The organism is Streptomyces sp. KLMMK, assembly GCF_036961605.1.
Taxonomy (GTDB): domain Bacteria; phylum Actinomycetota; class Actinomycetes; order Streptomycetales; family Streptomycetaceae; genus Streptomyces; species Streptomyces telluris.
The window spans coordinates 38,472-58,780 of sequence record NZ_JBAMDC010000017.1 but is presented as its reverse complement, the minus strand read 5'-3'; the positions used below and the strand labels follow the sequence as shown (position 1 = coordinate 58,780).

The window sequence follows — 20,309 nt, the reverse complement described above, 5'->3', positions numbered from 1 at the left end:
CGCAGCCCGTGCCGCTGCAGCAGCCCCACCAGCTCCTCGCCCGGGACGAGCGTCAGGGGCTTGCCGTTGGCGAAGGCGTACGAACCGGGGCCGAAGCCGGACGTGGTGACCAGCACGCCCTTGTTGGCACCGGCGCCCTGCACCGTGCCGTACAGGTCCCGGACGGCCGTCGGCGGGACCGTCTTGCGGTACCGCTTCACCTGCACGATGATCCGGCCGCCGCTGATCGGGTCCGGGTCCAGGGCCTCGACGTCCACCCCGCCGTCGTTGGACCGGGTCGTCATCACGGCCTGCATGCCGCGGGCGCGGAAGAGCTGGGCGACGAGCGCCTCGAAGGCGACCGGGTCCATCTCGTAGAGGTCGGGGTCGTCGCCGCCCCCGTGGGAGACGACGCCGCGCCCGACGTCGGCGGGCATCCGGCCCGGGCGTACGGCGGCGAGCTGGTCGGGCCGGGCGGACAGCAGCCCGCCGAGCCCGTCGGTGAGGCAGTCCACCGCGCTGACCTGCTCCAGGTGCAGCCCGGCGAAGACGGAGCGGGAGACGGTGGCCGAGGCCAGGACGATCTCCGCGCGGCGGCCCGTGGCCGGGTCGTGGTCGTCGACGAAGCCGTTGACGACGACGGACTCCAGCGCCCCGGACCCGTCCGCCGCGAACAGGTCGCGCAGCACCAGCAGGACGCACTGGGCCAGCACGTCCCGGTAGACGGCCCGGCGCTGCGCAGCGGGCCGCGCCGTCTCCTTCTCCTGGTCGGCGGTCGGCATGTACCGCACGGCCTTCGCCTCCGGCACGATGTCGTACGCCGGAAGCTCCCACATCAGCACCAGCTGCCGGGCGGCCGGATCGTAGGCGGCCGACACCTGGTGCGGGAACTCGTCGGGCCACGCGGACGAGGCGTAGAGGGCGGCCGAGAAGTAGTCGACGACGGCGTCGGGGTCACCGGTGCGCAGCGCCGCGACCATCTCCTCCACGCCCGCGTTGTGCTCCCGGATCTCGGCGAGCTGCCCCGCGGCCCACTGCTCGTACTGCCGCCGGTACGCCGCCAGCTGCTGCAGGCGCGTGGCCTCGGCGGCCTGCGCGGCCCGCAGGTCGTGGTCGTACTGCTCGCGGCCGTGGCCCGCGCCGAAGCCCCAGCCGCCCTGGGCCCGGTACAGGCCCGGGTCCGGCATGGGGACGGGCTGCCCGAGGTGCCCGGGGCTGAACGGCTCCACCGTCTCGGGCCGGCGCAGCGCGGCGGTGGAGAACGCCGGTACCTGACAGCCTGTCACCAGCAGCCCGGTCAGCTCCGCGACGCGCGCTTCGATCTCCTCCGTGCGCCGCCGGGCCTCGGCTTCGCGCCGCTGCCGGTAGGCGGCCCGCTGTTCCCGGTCGGCCCGCGCGGCCTCCCGCGCCGCCGCCCGCTCCCGCCGCTCCTGCTCCCTCTGGAACTGCACCTGTTCCCGGTGCTCGGCCTCCCGCAGGCGCTGTTGCTGGCGCTGCGTTTCGGCCCAGATCCCTATCAGTCCACTGGAGCGACGACTCATGCGGATACATGCCCTCCCCCCGGGACACCCGGCGTCCCGGAACCACGTGCACTGGCCCCGACAACCAGTGGTCAAGTCGACTTTAGCCGCCTGACGGACAATCCGATCAGCTGCAAGTCGTACGAGGGGGGTGGGGTGAAGGGTGGCCGAAGAAGGCGACCGGGGGAGACGGCCGAGCGAGCCGAGGGGCGGTTCTGGGGTGAGCCGAGGGCGGGTCGAGGAGGTGGCCACGGGGCGGCCGGCCTGTAAGCCGTACGAGTGATTTTCCCGGCGTGCCCTGTTGCTGGTGCGGCTTTCCGGGGAGCTTGTCCTGGAAGGACCGCGTACAGGCGTCCGGTTCATGAGCAACGGTTCGTAAGCGACGGGGTGGGCGGGAGGGCACTGATGGTGACGACGACAGCATCCGAGGCATCCGACTCGGACCGGTACCCGGTGCGCTTCTGGGCCGTGGACGATCTGCGCGGGCTCGATTTCGACCCGTTCATGGCCGAGCGGCTCCGGGAGGAGCCCATCGCCCGGGTGAAGCTCCCCCACGGCGAGGGGCACGCCTGGCTCGTCACGCGCTACGAGGACGTCAAGTTCGTCACGTCCGACCCGCGGTTCAGCCGGCAGGCCGTGCTCGGCCGCCCGATCACCCGGCTCGCCCCCCACTTCATCCCGCTCGACGAGGCGGTGGGCTTCGCCGATCCGCCCGAGCACACCCGGCTGCGCAAGGCCGTCGCGCGCTCCTTCACGCCCGCCAGCCTCGAACGGCTCCGGCCCCGCGCCGAGCGCGTCGCCGGTGAACTCCTCGACGCCATGGAGCGGGAGGGTCCCCCGGCGGACCTGATGGCCCACCTGAACGGCCCGCTGCCCCTCGCCGTCATCAGCGACCTGATGGGCGTCCCCGAGGCCGATCTGCCGCGCATGGCGCACTGGACGGAGGTCCTGCTGTCCGCGGGCCACGGGCGGGAGGCCAGCGACCGCGCCAAGGCCGAGATGGCCGCCTATTTCGTGGAGATGCTGGCGCGCAAGGGCGCGGAGCCGGGGCCCGACCTCGCCAGTGAGCTGGCCGCCGCCGTCGCGAAGGGCGAACTCAGCACGGAGGAAGCCGTCGCCATCGCCCTGCTCATCCAGGCCAGCGCCGCCCACGCCGTGCGCAACAACAGCAGCAACATGGTCTACGCCCTGCTCACCCACCCCCACCACCTGGAGCGGCTGCGCCGCGAGCCCGGGCTGCTCCCGCAGGCCATCGAGGAGTTGCTGCGCTACATCCCGCACCGCAACGCCGTCGGCCTCGGCCGCATCGCCATGGAGGACGTGGAAGTGGGGGGCGTGCTGATCCGGGCCGGCGAAGTGGTGCACTCCTCGTACCTCACGGCCAACCGCGACCCCTCCGTCTTCGACCGCCCGGACGAGATCGACTTCGACCGGGAGCACAATCCGCACCTGTCCTTCGGGCACGGACCGCACTTCTGCCTGGGCTCGATGCTCGCCCGCCTGGAATCCGAGATCATCCTCTCCAGCCTGATCGCACGCTTCCCGGACCTGCGTCTCGCGGAGCCGGTGGAGAAGATCCGGTGGCAGCGGAGCGCGCTCATCCGGGGGCCGGAGCACCTGCCCGTCGCGTGGTGAGCGATGCCCGGTGAGCGAGGAAGGGTCCGATGGCCGAACCGCTGACGAATCCGACGCCCGATGCGACGTCCGCCCCGGCCGCCGCCGGCTGCCCGGCCTTCCGCAAGCCGGGCGGGACGGTCCACGACTGGCCGGTGGACCACCTCCCCGCCCTGGAGTTCGACCCCCTCATGCACCGCCTGCTGCGCGAGGAGCCGATCGCGCGGATCCGGCTGCGGTTCGGCGAGGGCGACGCCTGGCTGGCCACCCGGTACGAGGACGTCAAGACGGTCGCCGCCGACCCCCGGCTGAGCCGCGCCCTCACCGTCGACCGGCCGGTCACCAGCATGACGCCGCACGTCGTCGCCCCGGCCGGCGGCGTCGGCCGCACCGACCCGCCCGACCACACCCGGATCCGCCGGCACGTGGCCCTCACCTTCGGCCGCAAGCGCGTCGCCGCCCTGCGCCCCCGTGCCGAGGAACTCGCGGACCAGATGCTCTCCGCCATGGCCGAGCACGGCTCCCCGGCCGACCTGACCGAGTGGCTCACCGACCCCCTGCCCGCCCAGCTCATCGGCGAGCTCCTCGGCGTCCCGCCCCACGACCTCGACCGCCTGCAGAACTGGCGCAGCGTCATCCTCTCCAGCAACCACTCCGAGCAGGAGAGCAACGCCGTCAAGGGCGAGATCGCGAGCTACTTCAAGGCCATGGCCGCGCACCGCCGCGAGCACCCCGGCGACGACCTGTTCAGCGCCCTGGTCGAGGCCCAGAAGGAGGGCGGCCTCAGCATGCCGGAGCTGATCTCGCTCGCCGTGATGCTCGTCCTCAACGGCATGGACGCGGTCCGCAACCAGGTCTCCAACATGGTGTACGCACTGCTCACCCACCCCGAGCAGCTGGCCCGCCTGCGCGCCGAACCGGCCCTGCTCCCCCAGGCGGTGGAGGAGCTCCTGCGCTACATCCCGCACCGCAACGGCGTCGGCCTGCCCCGCGTCGCCACCGAGGACCTGCAGGTCGGCGAAGCGGTGATCCGCAGCGGCGACGTCGTCTACGTCTCCTACCTCGCCGCCAACCGCGACCCGTCGGTCTTCCGCGACCCGGACCGCCTCGACCTCACCCGCGACGACGCCCCCAACCTGTCCTTCGGCCACGGCCCGCACTACTGCGTCGGCGCCCTGATCACCAGGATGGAGGCGGAGGTCATGCTCACCGCCCTCCTCAACCGCTTCCCGGACCTGAGCCTGGCCGTCCCCGAAAGCGAAATGCGCTGGCGCCGAGGCTCCATCAACCGCGGCCCGGAGTCCCTTCCGGTCGCCTGGTGAACAGCGCCTGGTGAACGCCGTCCGGTGACCGCCGTCCGGTGAACGTCACCCGGGGAACGCAGAAGCCCTCCCGTCCGGAAGGACGGGAGGGCTTTCTGTCCGTGTGCCCCCGGGCAGATTCGAACTGCCGACACCTGCTTTAGGAGAGCAGTGCTCTATCCCCTGAGCTACGGAGGCGGGGCTTGCTGGATTCCTTGGTGAAAACCCTGGTGGATCTTCGTGGGGCTCAGCTTGCTCCTCGACCGCCCGCGTACGGGCGGTCGAGGACAGGTTAGCGGATGGCAGGTGGCCTGCGCTGGTGGGTGCTCGGTCTGGCTGGCTGGTCAGTGCTGGTGGGGTGTGGGGTCTTCGTGGTGGCGGGCGGCACTGGTGGCGTTCTGGGCGAGGAGGAAGCCGAGCATGACCAGGCTCTGGGCTGGGGCGCCGAAGGCGATGAGGCGGCCGTTGAAGAGGTGGCGGTCGAACTGGGCGAAGACGGATTCGGCGTCGTCGCGGTGGGAGTAGATCTCTTCGTGGGTCTTGGTCCCCGGGGGGATGGGGACGAGGTGCTCGGCTCGGTGGAACTTCCGTTCCGCGTCACTTTGCCCCGGTGGGCGTTCGCCGGGTGTGGTGGTGATGCCGACGCCTTCGCGGTGGTGGTGGGGGCCGTGGGGGCAGGGGACGGTGATCTGGTGGTACCAGCGGTGGCGGGTGTGCTGGCCGCGGCGCTGGAGGCGGGTGATGGGCAGAGGTGTCAGGGTGCTGGTGCCGTCGTCGCGGTAGGTGCGTTCGGTGACGCGGCCGCCGTGGGCCCATAGCTCGTGGCGGCAGCGGGGGTAGTCGAGGGTGTGCAGGGGGACGGGTGTCAGGCCGTCGTGCTGCTTGTTGATCAGGAGGCGGCCGCGGCGGTGGAGGGTGTCGCGGTGGGTGCCGCGGCAGGCGCCGTCGTAGACGAGGCCCAGGCAGCCGGCGGCGTCGGGGTGGTCGAGGAGTTCGGTGGCGGTTTCGATGGCGGCGGCCGCTTCGCCGCCGGGGTGGTGGTGGGGGACGTGGCGGTAGGTGATCACCACGCGGCGCAGGTATCCGGTGCGGCGGGCGGAGAAGACGATGAACTTGGTGCCGCGAACGGGGCGGCCGCCGCCTTCGGTCTGGGGCCAGGCTGCGGGGTCGACGCGGCGTCGGCGGATCTCTCCGGTTGTTTCGTCGAGGGTGTAGGGGGTGGTGGCGAGGGTGGGGGCTTTGGCGACGGTGCCGTCGCCGACCAGGAGCTGGTGGCGTGCGGGGTGACTCCAGGAGCGGGGCGCGGTGAGCGGGAGCAGTCCCTGGCGGAGGGCTTGTTTGAGGGCGAGGTCGCGGCAGGCCGCGTTGAGGTCCTCCAGGTGCGGGATGAGGAGGCTGCGCTGGGCATGCTGCCAGTGGTTGCGGCTGGGCCCCAGCTCGGGCAGGCGGGCGGCCTCGTCGGTGCCGAGGTGCTGGGCGACACCCTTTTTGATCTCGTTCCAGACGGTGGGGTGCTGCAGGTGGCCTGCGGTGGTGCGGGCGGAGCCGTAGACACCGCGGACGGCGAGGAAGAGCAGGTAGACGTACGGCGGGTAGTGGGCGGGGCGTCCGCCGCGGCGCCGGGGTGAGGCGGTGTCGAGGACGCGGGCGAGGGCGTAGAGGTCGGGGAAGGCGGCACAGTCGGCGATGCGCTGCGGGAGAGGGCGCTGGTCTTCTTCGCGGGCCCGGCGTTTGCGGCAGGGGCGCTGGCGTGGTGGTACCGGGTTGCCGAAGAGGTCGTCGGGCACGGTCAGTTCGCCTTTCCATGGGGGCGGGGTGGGGCGTGGGGGGCGGGTTGCCAGTGGTGGCCGATCGTGGCGGCGGTGCGGTCGAGGGAAGACAGTCCGAGCAGGAGGGCGGCGTCCTCGATGCGGCCGGTGCGGGCGTGGAGGTTCCAGGCGGCGTAGGCGGTGACGGAGGCAGGACGGACGGAGACGTCGGCGGCCACGCCGATGCGGGCGAGGAGGTCACCGAGAGCGACACAAGAGCGGGCCTGCAACTGCTCGTCGCCGCCCGCCTGCGAGGAGACCGCCAGCTTCAGCCGGCCGTCCGGTGTCCCCGGGGGCGCGTGGTCCCGGACGTATCCGGCGCGGGAGGTCAGGGTTCTGAGTTCCCAGGGGCTCAGCGGGCACCAGCGGGGTGTGGTCTTGGACGAGCCGTGCATCCATACGCGGGCTGCGGGCGCATCGAGGTCGGCGAGGGTGGTGTGGCCGATCTCGCCGGTGTGCCCTCCCGAGAGAGCGAGGGCGGCTGCGGCGGCGTGCCGGCTGGGCCGGTCGGTGAACTCGGCGGCGTGCCGCAGGGCGATGGCCTCGTCCTCGCTCAGTGGCCGTATCCGGCCGTACGCGCGCGGGGGCAGGGTGATGGCCCAGGTGGGGTCGTGCTCGCACAGCCGGAGTTCGCGGGCGGTGCGGAAGTACATCCGCAGCACGCTGCGGCGCAGGTACCGGGTGGCCAGGGCCGCGGGGGCTGTGACGCCGTGGCGGGTACGGCCGGGGGCGTCGATGAACGCCGAGGCAAGCTGCTCGGTGACCTCGGCGAGCAGGAATACCTGGCGGGCGTTGGCGTAGCGCTGGAAGCGGGCCAGGAGCAGGGTGAACTTCTCCAGGCTCTGCCGGGACATCTCGCCGCGCCCGGTCATGGCCGCCCAGGTGGCCATGACCTCTGCGACCGCGGCGGCCAGAACGATCTCAGTCACGGCCGACCGCCGGGCAGGCGGAGAGGGCCGTGTCCTGCCGGGCAGGCGAAGGCCCACCCTCACGGGTGTGGTGCATACATACACCGTGAGGCTGGTCGCGGTGCCCGGCCATTCCAGGCGGCCGGACCGGTGACGGCCGCCCCGGGAGGAGTGAAGGTCCGGGGCGTCAGTCCGCGGTGATCCCGGGTGGGTGAATCCCGGGCGCGTGCCCGGGTTGACGGCTGGCCGGGGCCGGCGGGGCCGGGTGTAGTCGTGGGTGTGGTGGGATGCTCACGTGGATGGCAGGGGAGTCGAACCCCTCGCGCGCAGTTCTACAGGCCGGGCGCGGGCACCAGCCGCCACCCCACCGGCGCCGGCGAGCCCCTGTTTCGGGGTGGACCGGCGCCGCTTTGCGGGTGTCGCCTGTCAGGCGGTGGTGGCCGGGGTGGCGTTGAGAGCTTTGATGCTGTGGGCCAGGCCGTGGAGGATTTCCGCGTACTGCTCGTTGGGCAGGGCCCTGAGCTGGTCCATGGACAGGCCCATGATCAGCACCGGGCCGGTTCCCGTGGCGTCAGCTCTGCCTCCGGTTGCCCCGGACGGGCTTGCCGGGGCTTCGTCGTCTGCGCCGTGGCCGTCGCCTGCGGGGGCTTCGGGCTCGGGCAGGCTGAGGTGCAGGCGCTTGTCGCGGCGGACGACGAGGGCGATGACGAGCCACTCGACCAGGTAGATTCCTCGGCGCGGCTTGCCCGGCAGGCCCTGCTGCAACCGGGTTGCCACTTCCTCCTGCGGCAGGGGCCCGTCGGCCAGGATTCGGACGGCTTCCTGGGCCGCCCAGTGGTCCTGGTAGAGGCCGCGTAGCAGTAGCCGTGCACGGGCGGAGTCCGCGTTCCACAGCGCGGCGAACTCCCGGCCCGCGCTGGTGGTGCGGTAGCGGCCGCGGCCGCCCTCGGCCAGCCCGGTGCCGACCAGGTAGCTGAGGGACTCCGTGACCGAGTCGGCGTAGCGGCCCATGTGCCGGGCGAGATCGGCGCCCTTGATCTCCCGGGCGTCCCCGCCGCTCAGTTCGGCCAGCGCCTGGGCCACCCGGATCTGACCTGTGACCTGCATCCTGTCGGTGGGCAGCATCCTTGCCGTCTTCGGGGCGCTCATCGCGGATCCCCGGTCCGGCCGGGCGTCCACGCGCACGGCAAGCGGCGTGGGCGGTTAACCCGTGAGGGGGAATCAGGCAGTGCCATGGTGAACCAATCCCCCGCCCCTCAGGGCAGGTTGGGGACAGGGGGCTCAACCGGCACCGCAAAAGTGTGCTTACACTTGCCGTCGTTGAGCCCCGAATCGGGTGCGCATCACGGTGGTGCCGCTGAAGGTCTGCGAAATCGACGGCGGCGCCACCTTTTGTTTTCCGTGCCGGGCGCCTTACCCGCCCGTGGTCTCAGCGTCGGCGGATGCCTCGTCGGCGGCTCCGGCGATGCGCCACCAGCCGGTGGCGACGTGGACGATGCGGCGGACAGACTTCAGGTGGGTCAGCCTCGGGCTGACCTTGCCCGAGTTCGCGTCCGGCTTGACGGTGCGCACGTGGCTGACGATCTCCTGTGTGGAGGCCTTCCGGCGCCCCGCGAGGAAGCCGAGGATCAACTCATCGGTGGTCGGCGCTCTCTCCTGCGCCTGAGGGCCGCCCGGCCGCGGCGGAGGGCAGGACAGCACCATCAGCCGTTCCTCGAGCGCCGACAGCGCGCTGGAGGTGGCCTCGGCCCGCAGGCATGCGCCCGCAAGCCCGCGCTCCGCCTCCTCGACCACGCCTCGTGCCTGCTCCACGCGCGCCTCGTCCTCCCGTGACGCCTGACGCAGTACCTCAACCAGCCCCGCCACGTACTCGTGATGCGACACCGCGCACCTCCCCTCAGCCGGCGCCCGCCGAACGCTACGCGACCACGCACCCCACCAACCCCGCCCATCCAGGAAAACAGCAGGTCAGACAAGACGAAGAGGCGATCAAGTTCCCCCTATCGGGGGTCGGACACCTGCGGTCGCATGACGCCCGCACCATCCGCGCCCACCAGGGAAGCCGCACCGCACCTTCGCCCGCAGCCCCTGAAGGCGACTGGCGCGCCCAGGTGGGGCGATGAACGGGGTGTCGGTCGCACGCAGACCACGGTCCACTCGCTAGGTTTGGTCCATACATGCACCGCAGCTGTGTGCTGCCCTCCGCAGCAGGAAGGGCCGGGCCCGTGGGCGCATGGGATGATCCGTGGATGCCCCGGAGCAGTAACGACCAGGTGCCGTGCCATTACGTAGCCGACGGGGCCTGGCCGCACGCCACCTTGACCTTGGACGCTCCCGCCAGTGCCCACTACGGCCAGGCCCTGGCCCGCAACCTGCACCGGGCCCTGGCCAGCACCAATCACAGCTTGCGCACCCTCGCCGAGGCCACGGGCATCACCCACTCGACCATCAGCCGCGTCCTCAACGGCAAGGTCCTCCCCGACCTCGGCACCCTCGCCCGCCTGGAAGCGGCCTTCGGCTTCCAGCTCTGGCCCGGCCCCGCCGCCCTGCCGCCCACGCCGTAGAACACCCTCCGCCTCCGCCGCCCGGCCGTACGCCGGGCGCGGCGACGCGCGCAGGCGCAGGCCTCGGCCTACCCTCACGTCATGTGCATGTATGCACCGCTACTGTGGCGGCAGGTCTATCTCGTCTGTTTCGAGGAGCGTCATCGCATCGCGTTGCTGAGCCCGCAGGCGCCGCACGACTGCCGGTGGACGCTGCCCGGTACGCGCCGGCGGGAGTGCGAGTCCTACCCCGAGGCCGCCCAGCGCCTGCTGCACATCCTGGCCCCGCCAGGTGCGCTGATGCTCGCCGCCACCGAAGGACGCATCCAGGCATCAGCACCCGTACCGTCCCGGCGGTCGCGGCGCTGGGAGACACGCCTGTTCCTCACCCACGCCACCGACCCCTCGGCCCTGACCGCCCCGGCCGGGAGCGGGGAACTGTACTGGGTGCCCTACCGGCAGGCGGCACGTGTGGTCACCGGCCTGGCCATCCCCGAACTCGGCTACTTCCTCGACGGCTACGTCGGGGGCTGGATCCCGGACGGCTGGATCACCCTCGGCGGGCCCGGGCGATGATGCCCGCCGAGAAGGCCAGTAGGTGTGCGAGGGGCCAGCGCGGGGATGTGCCCGGCCATCGGTACCGCAGGTTCCCACCGCGCTGGGCGGGGCCGGACGCCCTGTCATGCGCCTGTCTGCCGGAAGAGAACCCTCTTTGCTGGGCAGCCTCTGACAGGAAGCCGAGAAGCATGATCCGGGAGGGACTGTGAAGGGACCCGCACCATCGTCATCACGGCGGGTGCACTGACTGTGCCGGCGCTGGGCAGCACCGCAAGCGCCTCAGCCAACACCATCATCAGTGTCGGCGTTGGTGTGCTGGGCGGCAATGAGGCGGAAGTCGCGGTCGGGGCAAAGCCGTCCGCCACCGAAGGGAGAAGCCCATGTTCGGACCCAAGAAGTTCGCTGCCGCTGTCGTCGGCGCCGTTCTGCTGAGCACGGGCGCAGGAACGGGAGTGGCCTCGGCGCAGGGTCTGCCGATGGCACCGCAGCCCGGCGCCGCCCCTGTCGATCAACTGCCTCCGCGTGCCGGACGGGCACTCGGGCCCGCCGAGCGTGCCGGGTCCACCGGCGTGGTCGATGTCCACGGTGCGCGTGCGAGAGGAGCAAGCTCCCGGAAGCGGGTGAGAGACGGGGCGCGCTTCTGCGCGCCGCCCCGTACCGGAGGAGAACGCTCCTGCCTGGGGCAGGAATCATCCCGGAGATGTCACCGAGTCGAAGGAGTGACCTGTGGATGCTGTCACAACAATCGTGAATGTGCTGTCAGCCGTCCTCGACGTGGTATCAGGGCTGCTCGGTGGGTTGCCGTTGCCGGTTCCGCTCCCTCCCCTTCCCGTAGCGTAGCTCCCATAGAGAATCCCGCGCGGAAAGGTGACCAGGTGCCGGGAGCCGCCGAAGGAGAGGGCCGCTCCAGGCATCGCCACGCGAGGCAGGGCCAGGGTCGACGATCTTGAAGCCGGGCGGATGGCGTGCTGTCCGGTGTCGGTGACCTGGGTGGCACCAGTGTTGCCTTGACCGTCGGTGACTGCGGCGAACTCCTGTTCCGGCTCGCCCTGGGCGATGGCAACATGCGCGGTGTTCGAGGGCGGTGGTGATGTCCAGGTCGGTGTGGATCGCGCCCATGGCCAGGGAGCCCATGTGCAGGGCGTAGCTTTCCCGTAGCCGTGGGATGCGGGTGCTGGTTTTCCGGGTGAGCAGCGGCCCGTACGTGCTGCCGGTGGTGGATTTGAGGATGCACTCGTCGACCCGGCTGTACCGGCGCGGTCCATGGGGACGAACGCGCGCCGGGCCCACGCGGGCCTTGGGGGCACTACCCGTGCGGCCGGGCTGCACATTCCGCAGGCGACTGACGGGCACCAGACGGGGTGGCGCCGGCACGGCTGATCGTTCGCCGGCCTCGGTCGGCCACTGTCCCGGGATGTGCCCCCAGGGTGTGAGCGGGAGCTAGTCGTCCTGCCCGGCGGCCTCGCCGGCGGGTGGACTGCCGTGGACACAGGGAGCCCCAAGCCCGGCAACGTTGTTTCCGCAGACGTTGATCGGGACCGCCATGGGGATGGTGACCTGCGTCCCGCCCAACACGCCGCCCTCAAGCCCGAGAGTGGTGTCGGCTGAGGCGGTGGTGGTGCTGCCGAGCGCGAGCGCGGTCAATGCACCCGCCGTGATGACGATGGTGCGGAATCCTGTCATAGTCCCCTCCTCGGTGTGCTCTCCGGTTTCTTTTCGGGAGGCTGCCCAGCGGAGGCGGTTCTGCTTCCGGGCGGGCGGGGGCGCGACAGGGCGCCCGGCTCCCTCGTCCGGCGCGGTCGGACCCTGCGCGAGACCGGGCAGCCGGGCGGCATCTGTGCCGGCCCCTGCTGCCGCCCGTTCGGCGCTTCGCAAGGGGTGTTGGCCGGGTCCGCCGATGGTGCCCCATCACTCAGAGATCCAGTGGATCCAGCCGTCGGCACCGGCGTCGGGGAAGGCGCCGAGTCCGGGGCGTCCAGGTCGGCATCCGCGCGGGCTGCCTGCCGGTACGCCGCACGAGGCGGCTCCCCGCTGCTTGCAGGAGCGGTCAGCGGTCAGCGGTGACGGGCCGCTGGCCCCGGATTCTCCGGTCGGATGGGCCATCTTGGTCTGACCGTGCGGTGGGAGGGCCGGATCGTCGGACGGGTGGGCCCAGCGCACGTGCGGCACCCCTGACTCCCGCGACTCCTCGCCGATCCCGGCCTTGGACGCCACGGCCAAGGTGCCGCCCAGGTGGCCCGGGCGGTTGGCGGCAGGCAGCTCCTCAGCGGTTCTTCGTGGTGGGGGTGTGGGGCTCGTCCGGCTCGCTGGCGGTGAGCGCGCGGGCCGCGTCCTGCAGGAGTTGTGCGAACTCTTCAAGATGCTGGGCGAGTTCGGGGTTTCCTTGGAAGGTGCTGCCGGGTTCGGGGGCGAGGTCGAAGAGCTGGAGGGCGATGCGGCGGGGGGTGTCGGCGGTCAGTTCGATGGTGCTGGTGTGCGCGCCGACGCTCCGTACGCGCTCGGGCAGGACCTGGGTGCGGTCGAGGAGGGTGGCGGCGTCGGTGGGGACGGTGACGCTGAGGGTGTAGCGGGCGGGGGTGGCGACGATGCGTGCGGCGAGGAAGGCGAGGGGGTCGGTGGCGGGCAGCTCGCGGGGGGTGACGCGGTGGCCGGTGGGGGCGGGTTCGGTGAGCCGGTCCACGCGGAAGGTGCGCCAGTCGGTGTGGGTGGTGTCGTAGGCGATCAGGTACCAGCGGTGGCCCGCGACGACCAGGCTGTGCGGCTCGACGCGTCGCGGTGTCGTACCGCCGCTTTTGGACGCGTAGGTGAAGGTGACGATCTCGTGGTCGCGGCAGGCCGCGGCCAGGACGGCCAGAGCTGAGGGGTCGGCCCCGGGTCCTGTGTCCCAGGGGACGGTGGCGGTGGCGGCATGGATCGCGGCGACCTGGTGGCGCAGCCGGGCGGGCAGCACCTGTTCCAGTTTGGCCAGGGCACGCACCGCGCTTTCGGCGGCGCCGCTCACGCCGCTGGTGGCGGTGCGCAGGGCGGTGGCGATGGCGACGGCTTCCTCGTCGTCCAGGAGGAGGGGTGGCAGGTCGGCGCCGGCGGCCAGGCGGTAGCCGCCGGCGGTGCCGGTGGTGCCCTCGACGGGGTAGCCCAGCGTGCGTAGCCGGTCGATGTCACGCCGGACGGTGCGCAGGGTGACGTCCAGGCGGTCGGCGAGCTCGGCGCCGGTCCAGGTGCGGCGCATCTGGAGCAGGGAGAGCAGGCGGAGCATGCGGGCGGGCAGGTCCTGGGTCATGCAGTCCAGGTTCTCAGGGATTAGTGACGCGAGCTGTCCTAAAGCAGCTCTACCGTCGAAGACGTCCGAGCGGCGAGGAGCCACCTCAGCGGGCGGCAGCAGTCCTCTCCCCGCGGGAGAAGGCAGTGGCTCTGCCCGGGCAGCCTGTGGCTCCTCGTTGACGAAGTAAGCCCGTCCGCACCCCGTGGGTGATCGGATGTGCCTCAGATGAGCAGGAGAAGTCATGATTACCGCAGTGAACACGGTTGTGGTCTGGGTGCTGGACCAGGACTCGGCCAAGGCATTCTTCACCGAGAAGCTCGGCCTGCAGGTGCGCATGGATGTGCCGTCCGGCGATGACCCGCGCTGGCTCACCGTGGGCCCCGAGGACCAGCCGGAGCTGCAGCTCAGCCTCATGGTCCCGGGAGCACCGCTGCAGGACGCTCGGTCCGCCGAGCAGCTGAAGGCGCTGCTCGCCAAGGGGGCGCTCTTCGGCTGCACGTTCACCGTCGAGGACTGCCATGCGGCCGTCAAGGAACTGTCGGCGCGAGGGGTGGCCGTCCTCCAGGAACCGCAGCACAAGCCGTGGGGCATCTCCGCGATCTTCCGCGACGACTCCGGGACCTGCCACGAACTCCTGCAGCCCCAGCACGGCATGCCGGCAGACAGCAACTCCTGACCATTCCCTGGGGAGGGCCCCCTTCCGCCCGAAGCCACGATGGCGAGCCCCGAGCGTCACGCTCAGGACGCCGCCACCGGATGACGACGGTCGCCGAGCCCGCACGTCACGGCCGCGGGTGAAAGGGGGCGTACTCTATGTCGCTGGTGGTCATGCCGAGGCGGTCCGCGATGCAGGCCGGCCCGCCTGGGGATCTCCACCACCCGCCGCGCCTATGGTCGTTGTTCTGAACGGCAGGGGCAGTACGTCGCCTTCAGGCGGCGGCGAGGGTGGTCGGTGCCGTCTGGCCTGGCGGTGTGGGCGGGTCCGACGGTGGGACACGAGCGTGATGGGTGCCCGCTCATAAGTGCCCCCCTGCCCTTCTGCCGGCGCCTCCGCGGGGAGGGGAAGCTCAGGGCGTTCAGGAATAGTCGATCTGGGCAAAGCCGTCGCTGCCGCTCTTACCGTTACCCATGAAGTTGCCGACGTAGCCGCCATCGCCGCCGTTGCCGTGGCCGTTGCTGTTCACTCCGCCGGCCCTGTCTCCCGTCGGGCTGCCATTGTGCCCGCCGGTACCAGGAGTTTTGACCGGTGCTGTGAGTGTCATGCCGCTGACGAGCCCGAGGAGGTTCAAGGTGCACCCGTCGGCACGCGTAGGTGTGAATTCGCCTGCTCGGGCACCCTCGGAAACATCGGTCCCGTAGGTCGAACCGCCCCAACCGCCGCCACCCCCGTGGGCTCCGCAGACGAAGCCGGACGGGCCGGGCAACTCGAATGCCGTGCTGCCGCCGCTACCACCACCCCCGCCAGCAGTAATCCCATAGCCGCCTCCGTCGCCAAGACGATTTCCCCGGCCTCCCCTCGTCGTCACGGAGGTGCTCGCGCTGACCCATGCCCCGCCGCCGCCACCACCGCCGCCGCTGCCGTAGCGCCCCGTACCGTTTTGTCCATTTCCGCCGTCTCCGTACTGACGGCCTCGGCCATTGGGGCCACCCGCACCGCCGGTACCGCCGTTCCCCTTGAGCCCGTCGTCTGGAGCGTTGTCGTTGCCTGCTCCTCCGCCGCCACCGCCCGTGCCGACCAGGACGTTGAAGGTCTGGCCCGCCTTGACCCCCCTGACGGTGAAGGTGATCCGGTTGCCGCCGGCACCGCCGGCACCGGTGCGCTGGGGCGCATATTCGGCCCCGCCGCCGCCACCTGCGCCGGCCCCGGTCAGTGTCACTGTCAGGGTGGTCACGCCCGGGGGGACAACGAAGACCCCTGACTCGGCGTATGTCGCGGTGCCCGCCGCATACGCCGGGCCTGGCATGCCCGCCATAAGGCCCTGCGCGACCAGGCACCCTCCGAGCAGGACCGCCCAACGGCGCCGCCCCAGTCTCCACCCGCCGGCCGCACCGGCCAAGGATGCCCGCCCGCCTGCAACAGCCGGGCTGTTTACCTTCCTCTTCGCTGCTCCGGTCTGGCGCCGGCCCCCACCGGTGCAGGGCTGGTGCCGCCCCTTGCGCGCCGAGCTGTCATGAAGCCCCACGCTTCACCCCCAGGAGAGAAGGACAGTCGGCCCAGAGGCCGCTGACCGGCCATGGCTTTCCGGAATCCTTCAAGAGATACCGGCACGCAGAAAAATCCACCCATTCAGGCATGAACGCCAGTGCGATTCGGGGGTGTCGTCCAACGGGAACTGATTGCCGGGGCGGCGCTTGCGAGTGTTGCGGTAGGACTCTTCGCCGGCCCGGGGCAGGACGATCTGGTCCGTGATCTTCTTAGTGATGCGTTCAGTGCCGGTAGCGACCGCGTCGAGAGCGGATTCCCGCATGAGGATCGAGAGGCTGTTGATGCTTCTGCTGGGTGCGATCGTGGAGGTATTCGCAGTGTTGGGTGGCGTCAACGGCGCGGATGCCGAAGCGGCCGAGTTCGAAGAGGGTGAAGCGGCCTGGGTCCAGGACTACTTCATGCACCTCGGCTGTTCCCCACTCGCCTGCGTCGATCACCAGGTGTTCCTCCACCCGGACCGGTGCCGCCAGTCGCGCGCCCCTGGGGCGTCCGCCTTGCCCCCGTGCCTCTGAGCCCTCTCGCCCTTCCGAGCGCGCTCGCCTCTCGTAAGGGCGCACGGTGGTCATGCAGGGGTTACTTCGGCGGGAGTGCGGCAGCCGCTTCCCGGCCCAGTTCCAGCCATTCGTCCAGGATGTGGTCGTCGAGGACTTCTCCTGCAACGATGATCCAGCCTTTCGAGATCCGGCCGCGGAATTCATACGGTCGTGCGCCGGGCTGGGCGAGGGCCTGTGGGGTGTCGTCCGGGGTGACCCGCACCAGCAGTTCGTCGCCGACCACGCCAACCGCCGTGTTCCCCCGCACCGTGAAGACGAGCCCGCCGAACATCTTCTTCGCGACGACCTCGTCGGTCTGCTCCAGCAGCTTCCGGACCCGTTCCGCCAGCACCTCGTCATACGCCATGGCTCTCACGCTACCCACGCGTCACGGCATCCGCCCGCGCAACCCCGCCACGAGCCATATAGGACATTCCTCGCCCTACATGCTCGTTACGGTCAGATCCAGAGGGCGGAAGCCGTCCCGGCCGCCCGCAGCGGCTGCTCTCACCAAGACGGCGGCCCCCGGAGTGCACGCCCGCCCCGACCGGCGGAGAAAGGAACCGCAGGGGCGCCCGGCGCATGCCGCCCCTGCGTTCGCACCCTGGTGAAGGCCGCACCTGACCGCCCCCGACCATGGAGGACCCATGCCGTTCGCCCCGTGCCTGAGTGTCAAGGACACCGCGGCCAGCATCACGTTCTACAAACAGCTCGGCTTCGACGTCGATTCCAGCACCGCCCGCCCCGGCGACGACATCCACATGCTGCTCTACCAGCGCGGATTCTGCGCCATGCTCTACAGCAACGCCGACCTGAAGAACTGGCTGCCCAGCCTGGCCGACACCCCCATCGGCTTCGCCGGCATGTTCTACCTCGGCGTGGACGACTTCGACGGCGCCCACGACCGCATCGCCCAGCACGCCGAGATCATCAAGGACACCGGCACCGACCACACCGGCCAGCGCATGTTCTACTTCCGCGACCCCGACGGCTACGTCATCGGCATCAACGACCAAGCCGCCTTCCAAGCCAGCGACCTCGGCAAATACGCCTGACCCGGGCCCCGGACAACAGAAAGACAAGACCAGAGCCATGAACAGCGACAAGTTCGTGCACGAGTGGGCCGACGCCTATAACGACCAGGACTTCGACCGGTTCGGGGACCTGTACACCGACGACACCGCCTACGAGTGCGGGCCCTTCGGGCTCGCCTTCACCGGCCGGGACGCCTTCGTACGCCACCTGCAGGAGTACGCCGGTGCCGTTCCCGACCGGAAGTTCACCATCAAGCGAATCATCGCCGACGGAGACGCCATCGCCGTCGAATTCGACTTCGCGGGAACCAGCTCCGGGACACACCCGGGCCTGCCGCCGGCGGGAGAGCCCGTCACCGTCAGCTTCTGCTCGGTCCTGCAACTGCGCGGGGACCGGATCGCCTCGCAGACCGACTACCTCGGCGGACAATGACCTCCCTCTAGAGGCACAGACGCGGTTCCAGGTGCCCGCAGGCCCGTAACCCCGGTCGTTGATCACCACGGGCCGGGAAACCGGCCATGGCCAGGCACCTCCAGGATTCCCCCGGCTCAAAGCGGAGTCCGGCGAGGGGCCGACGCGGTCCGGAGGCCCCCGTTCGGCGGCCTCACCCGCGGAAGCACCCGGCCGTGTGCCGGCGTACGGCCCGCCCGATCGTCACCCCCCGCATGAAGGACAGCACCGAATGAACCCCGACGACGTCGCGGCCTACGCCCTGGACCTGCCCGAGGTCACCGAGGAAGAGCCATGGGGCCCGCACCGGCCCGTCTACAAGACCGGCGGCAAGATCTTCGCCACCCTGGCAGCAGCCAACACCTCCCAGCCCGACCGGCTGAGCGTGAAGTGTGAATCCGCCCTCGCCCTGCACCTGTACGAGCAGTACCCCGCGGTACGCCCCGGGTACGGATACCAGGGCCCCCGGTGGCACTGGATCACCGTGCACCTGGACGGCACGGTCCCCAACGAGGAACTCGCCGAAATGATCAGCCACTCCTGGCACTGCATGGTCGACGGCCTGCCCCGCACCACCCGCGACCGGCTGCACAGGCTCCACCGCGATCAGACCCAGCCTCCCGCGCAGAGCCGGGCGGACCGACCGGCATCGCCGTAAGTGCGCGTGTCTGATCCCCGGTGCCGAAGAAGCAGACACGACAACTGGCACTACCGCTCTCTACGCGCTGACCTGCGGCGACAGCCGCGGCGTTCCCGAGAGCCGGGAGGGGCGTTCCCTGATACCCCGCCAGCAGGGCCCTGCCCTGCGGCTTCTGAGTTTTCATCAAGCCCCACGGAGGCGGGGCTTGCTGACTTCCTTGATGAAAACCCTGTGTGGATCTTCATGGGGCTCAGCTCGCTCCTCGACCGCCGTGCGTGGTGCGTGCAGGGCGGTCAAGTACAGGTTAGCGGATGGTAGGTGATCGGCGCTGCTGGGTGCTCGGTCCGGCTGGCTGATCAGTGCTGGTCGGGTGCGGCGTCTTCGTGGGGGCGGGCGGCGCTGGTGGCGTTCTGGGCGAGGAGGAACCCGAGCATGACCAGGCTCTGGGCTTCGGCGCCGAAGGCGATGAGGGCGGCCATTGAAGAGGTGGCGGTCGAACTGGGCGAAGATGGATTCGACGTCGTCGCGGTGGGATTTCCGTTCTGCGTCGCTTTGCCCTGGCCTGCGTTCGCCGGGTGTGGTGGTGATGCCGACGCTTTCGCGGTGGTGATGCGGGCTGTGGGGGCAGGGGACGGTGATCTGGTGGTACCAGCGGTGCGTGGATTCGCCACGGCGCTGGAGGCGGGTGATGGGCAGGGGAGCCAGGGTGCTGGTGCCGTCGTCGAGGTAGGTGCGTTCGGTGACCCGGCCGCCGTCGGCCCATAGCTCGTGGCGGCAGCGGGGGTAGCCGAGTGCGCAGGGGGATGGGGGTCAGGCCGTCGTGCTGCTTGTTGATCAGGAGACGGCCCCGGCGGTGGAGGGTGTCGCGGCGGGCGCCGCGGCAGGCGCCGTCGTAGACGAGGCCGAGGCAGCGGCGGCGTCGGGGTGGTCGAGGAGTGCGGTGGCGTTTCGATGGCGGAGGCTGCTTCGCCACCGGGATGGTGGTGGGGGACGTGGCGGTACGCGGCGCAGGTATCCGGTGCGGCGGGTGGAGAAGACGATGAACTTGGTGCCGCGTACGGGGCTGCCGCCCGCCTTCGGTCTGTGTCCAGGCGGCGGGGTCGACGCGGTGCCGGCGGATCTCGCCGGTGGTCTCGTCGACGGTGCAGGGGGTGGCGGCGAGGGTGGGGGCCTTGGCTATGGTGCCGTCGCCGGCTAGGAGCTGGTGGCGCTGCGGGTGGCTCTAGGCGCGGGGTGCGGTGGGCGGGAGCAGGCCTTGGCGGAGGGCTTGTTTGAGGGCGAGGTCGCGGCAGGCGGTGTTGAGGTCGAGGCGTGGGATGAGGAGGGTGCAGTGGGCGTGCTGCCAGTGGTTGCGGCTGGGCCCGGCCCGGCGGCCTCCTCGGTTGCGGGGCCGGTGGTCTTCGAGCGTGCGGGCGAGGACCTGGTACGGCTGGGTGGATACCTCCCGCTGGGAGCGTCACTGCTCACAGCGCGACTACGGCACCATCCCTCATGGAGCGCCGAGGATCTGCATGAGCGGTTGATGGCGGCCCGGGACCGGCTGGGAGAACTGCGCGCCGGCGAGCGTGCGGTCGCCGCGACGTCCGAACTGTCCTATCGGGACCTCGCACCGGAACGCCAGCACTTCTTCCAGTGCCTCGGTTTCTACCCGGGCACAGAACTCGACGTGTACCTGGGATCTGCGCTCGGATCGGTCTCGGTGGTCGTAGCCCGACAGCAACTGGACGGGCTCTACGACGCCCAGCTGATCGACGAACACCCAGGAGTCGATACCGGCTTCACGATCTCTTGCGCGACTACGCTCGCGGTCTCGCTGACGGAGGAGACAGCATGGCCCACGTACAGGCCGTTAAGCGTGTGTCACCTACTACCTGGCCGATCTCGCTGTCGCGCATGAGCACATCGTCCGCAGCGGTTCGATGGTTCCACCATCAGTCGGCGACACGGGACAC

At 70.9% G+C, this 20,309-nt stretch carries 21 protein-coding genes and 1 tRNA gene; 10 read left to right on the top strand and 12 right to left on the bottom strand.

The annotated features are described in order from the left end of the window. Window positions 1-1,520, bottom strand: a 1,520-nt coding sequence (locus V7793_RS05675; RefSeq protein ID WP_335581799.1) for a restriction endonuclease, incomplete at its 3' end; no start/stop codon positions are given. 384 nt (window positions 1,521-1,904) lie between these two features. Between V7793_RS05675 and V7793_RS05670 the strand changes: the two genes are divergently transcribed. Both V7793_RS05670 and V7793_RS05665 read left to right on the top strand, forming a co-directional pair. Beyond that, the gene (locus V7793_RS05670) at window positions 1,905-3,134 is read left to right on the top strand and encodes a cytochrome P450 (RefSeq protein WP_335581798.1); all 1,230 of its coding nucleotides are present in this window, start codon (window positions 1,905-1,907) and stop codon (window positions 3,132-3,134) included. 29 nt (window positions 3,135-3,163) lie between these two features. Continuing rightward, window positions 3,164-4,435, top strand: coding sequence for a cytochrome P450 (locus V7793_RS05665; RefSeq protein ID WP_335581797.1), 1,272 nt, complete (start codon window positions 3,164-3,166; stop codon window positions 4,433-4,435). Window positions 4,436-4,539: 104 nt separating this feature from the next. Here the strand turns inward: V7793_RS05665 and V7793_RS05660 are convergent. The 5 genes from V7793_RS05660 to V7793_RS05640 all read right to left on the bottom strand — a co-directional run bounded on the left by V7793_RS05660 (window position 4,540) and on the right by V7793_RS05640 (window position 9,014). Beyond that, window positions 4,540-4,612, bottom strand: a tRNA-Arg gene (locus V7793_RS05660). A 146-nt stretch (window positions 4,613-4,758) separates the two neighbouring features. Then, window positions 4,759-6,201, bottom strand: coding sequence for a hypothetical protein (locus V7793_RS05655; RefSeq protein WP_335581796.1), 1,443 nt, complete (start codon window positions 6,199-6,201; stop codon window positions 4,759-4,761). 2 nt (window positions 6,202-6,203) lie between these two features. Then, the gene (locus V7793_RS05650; protein ID WP_335581795.1) at window positions 6,204-7,151 is read right to left on the bottom strand and encodes a hypothetical protein; all 948 of its coding nucleotides are present in this window, start codon (window positions 7,149-7,151) and stop codon (window positions 6,204-6,206) included. A 405-nt stretch (window positions 7,152-7,556) separates the two neighbouring features. Then, window positions 7,557-8,279, bottom strand: coding sequence for a hypothetical protein (locus tag V7793_RS05645; protein WP_335581794.1), 723 nt, complete (start codon window positions 8,277-8,279; stop codon window positions 7,557-7,559). A gap of 264 nt (window positions 8,280-8,543) precedes the next feature. Next, entirely contained in the window at window positions 8,544-9,014 is a 471-nt protein-coding gene (locus V7793_RS05640; protein ID WP_335581793.1) for a hypothetical protein, read from the bottom strand. 365 nt (window positions 9,015-9,379) lie between these two features. Between V7793_RS05640 and V7793_RS05635 the strand changes: the two genes are divergently transcribed. Both V7793_RS05635 and V7793_RS05630 read left to right on the top strand, forming a co-directional pair. Further along, window positions 9,380-9,694: a helix-turn-helix domain-containing protein gene (locus V7793_RS05635; RefSeq protein WP_335581792.1), complete on the top strand. Its 315-nt coding sequence runs from the start codon at window positions 9,380-9,382 to the stop codon at window positions 9,692-9,694. Between the two features lie 81 nt (window positions 9,695-9,775). After that, window positions 9,776-10,249 carry a hypothetical protein gene (locus V7793_RS05630; protein ID WP_335581791.1) on the top strand — a complete coding sequence of 158 codons (474 nt, stop codon included), beginning with the start codon at window positions 9,776-9,778 and terminating at the stop codon, window positions 10,247-10,249. 1,422 nt (window positions 10,250-11,671) lie between these two features. Here the strand turns inward: V7793_RS05630 and V7793_RS05625 are convergent. Beyond that, complete coding sequence (locus V7793_RS05625) at window positions 11,672-11,914, bottom strand: chaplin family protein (RefSeq protein ID WP_335581790.1); 243 nt, start codon at window positions 11,912-11,914, stop codon at window positions 11,672-11,674. A gap of 580 nt (window positions 11,915-12,494) precedes the next feature. Then, window positions 12,495-13,511: a helix-turn-helix transcriptional regulator gene (locus V7793_RS05620; RefSeq protein ID WP_335581789.1), complete on the bottom strand. Its 1,017-nt coding sequence runs from the start codon at window positions 13,509-13,511 to the stop codon at window positions 12,495-12,497. A 223-nt stretch (window positions 13,512-13,734) separates the two neighbouring features. Between V7793_RS05620 and V7793_RS05615 the strand changes: the two genes are divergently transcribed. Next, window positions 13,735-14,169, top strand: coding sequence for a VOC family protein (locus V7793_RS05615; RefSeq protein ID WP_335581788.1), 435 nt, complete (start codon window positions 13,735-13,737; stop codon window positions 14,167-14,169). Between the two features lie 400 nt (window positions 14,170-14,569). Here V7793_RS05615 and V7793_RS05610 read toward each other — a convergent pair whose 3' ends face one another. From V7793_RS05610 to V7793_RS05600, 3 genes are all read right to left on the bottom strand, one after another. Continuing rightward, entirely contained in the window at window positions 14,570-15,385 is an 816-nt protein-coding gene (locus tag V7793_RS05610) for a hypothetical protein (RefSeq protein ID WP_335581787.1), read from the bottom strand. A 535-nt stretch (window positions 15,386-15,920) separates the two neighbouring features. Beyond that, window positions 15,921-16,136 (bottom strand): hypothetical protein, encoded by a 216-nt coding sequence (locus V7793_RS05605; protein WP_335581786.1) that lies wholly within the window; start codon window positions 16,134-16,136, stop codon window positions 15,921-15,923. 136 nt (window positions 16,137-16,272) lie between these two features. After that, window positions 16,273-16,599, bottom strand: coding sequence for a TfoX/Sxy family protein (locus tag V7793_RS05600; RefSeq protein WP_335581785.1), 327 nt, complete (start codon window positions 16,597-16,599; stop codon window positions 16,273-16,275). Between the two features lie 280 nt (window positions 16,600-16,879). Here V7793_RS05600 and V7793_RS05595 point away from each other — a divergent pair, with 280 nt between their 5' ends. The 3 genes from V7793_RS05595 (at window position 16,880) to V7793_RS05585 (ending at window position 18,375) form a co-directional block, all read left to right on the top strand. Then, a complete protein-coding gene (locus tag V7793_RS05595; RefSeq protein WP_335581784.1) occupies window positions 16,880-17,287 on the top strand; it encodes a VOC family protein in 408 nt (135 codons plus the stop codon). 37 nt (window positions 17,288-17,324) lie between these two features. After that, window positions 17,325-17,699, top strand: a complete 375-nt coding sequence (locus V7793_RS05590) for an ester cyclase (protein ID WP_335581783.1) — start codon at window positions 17,325-17,327, stop codon at window positions 17,697-17,699. A 250-nt stretch (window positions 17,700-17,949) separates the two neighbouring features. Next, window positions 17,950-18,375, top strand: coding sequence for an MmcQ/YjbR family DNA-binding protein (locus V7793_RS05585; RefSeq protein ID WP_335581782.1), 426 nt, complete (start codon window positions 17,950-17,952; stop codon window positions 18,373-18,375). Between the two features lie 338 nt (window positions 18,376-18,713). On the opposite strand, the gene V7793_RS05580 is transcribed toward V7793_RS05585, so the two are convergent. Continuing rightward, window positions 18,714-18,836 carry a hypothetical protein gene (locus tag V7793_RS05580; protein WP_335581781.1) on the bottom strand — a complete coding sequence of 41 codons (123 nt, stop codon included), beginning with the start codon at window positions 18,834-18,836 and terminating at the stop codon, window positions 18,714-18,716. 7 nt (window positions 18,837-18,843) lie between these two features. Here V7793_RS05580 and V7793_RS05575 point away from each other — a divergent pair, with 7 nt between their 5' ends. Next, complete coding sequence (locus V7793_RS05575) at window positions 18,844-19,122, top strand: hypothetical protein (RefSeq protein ID WP_335581780.1); 279 nt, start codon at window positions 18,844-18,846, stop codon at window positions 19,120-19,122. Window positions 19,123-19,561: 439 nt separating this feature from the next. Beyond that, window positions 19,562-20,254 carry a hypothetical protein gene (locus V7793_RS05570; RefSeq protein ID WP_335581779.1) on the top strand — a complete coding sequence of 231 codons (693 nt, stop codon included), beginning with the start codon at window positions 19,562-19,564 and terminating at the stop codon, window positions 20,252-20,254. Window positions 20,255-20,309 lie beyond the last annotated feature (55 nt).

Excerpts from the sequence above, each read along its gene's own strand:
- V7793_RS05670 (WP_335581798.1), top strand. The coding sequence starts at position 1,905 with ATGGTGACGACGACAGCATCCGAGGCATCCGACTCGGACCGGTACCCG.
- V7793_RS05665 (WP_335581797.1), top strand. The coding sequence starts at position 3,164 with ATGGCCGAACCGCTGACGAATCCGACGCCCGATGCGACGTCCGCCCCG.
- V7793_RS05645 (WP_335581794.1), bottom strand. The coding sequence starts at position 8,279 with ATGAGCGCCCCGAAGACGGCAAGGATGCTGCCCACCGACAGGATGCAG.
- V7793_RS05635 (WP_335581792.1), top strand. The coding sequence starts at position 9,380 with ATGCCCCGGAGCAGTAACGACCAGGTGCCGTGCCATTACGTAGCCGAC.
- V7793_RS05630 (WP_335581791.1), top strand. The coding sequence starts at position 9,776 with ATGTGCATGTATGCACCGCTACTGTGGCGGCAGGTCTATCTCGTCTGT.
- V7793_RS05625 (WP_335581790.1), bottom strand. The coding sequence starts at position 11,914 with ATGACAGGATTCCGCACCATCGTCATCACGGCGGGTGCATTGACCGCG.
- V7793_RS05620 (WP_335581789.1), bottom strand. The coding sequence starts at position 13,511 with ATGACCCAGGACCTGCCCGCCCGCATGCTCCGCCTGCTCTCCCTGCTC.
- V7793_RS05615 (WP_335581788.1), top strand. The coding sequence starts at position 13,735 with ATGATTACCGCAGTGAACACGGTTGTGGTCTGGGTGCTGGACCAGGAC.
- V7793_RS05600 (WP_335581785.1), bottom strand. The coding sequence starts at position 16,599 with ATGGCGTATGACGAGGTGCTGGCGGAACGGGTCCGGAAGCTGCTGGAG.
- V7793_RS05595 (WP_335581784.1), top strand. The coding sequence starts at position 16,880 with ATGCCGTTCGCCCCGTGCCTGAGTGTCAAGGACACCGCGGCCAGCATC.
- V7793_RS05590 (WP_335581783.1), top strand. The coding sequence starts at position 17,325 with ATGAACAGCGACAAGTTCGTGCACGAGTGGGCCGACGCCTATAACGAC.
- V7793_RS05585 (WP_335581782.1), top strand. The coding sequence starts at position 17,950 with ATGAACCCCGACGACGTCGCGGCCTACGCCCTGGACCTGCCCGAGGTC.
- V7793_RS05580 (WP_335581781.1), bottom strand. The coding sequence starts at position 18,836 with ATGGCCGCCCTCATCGCCTTCGGCGCCGAAGCCCAGAGCCTGGTCATG.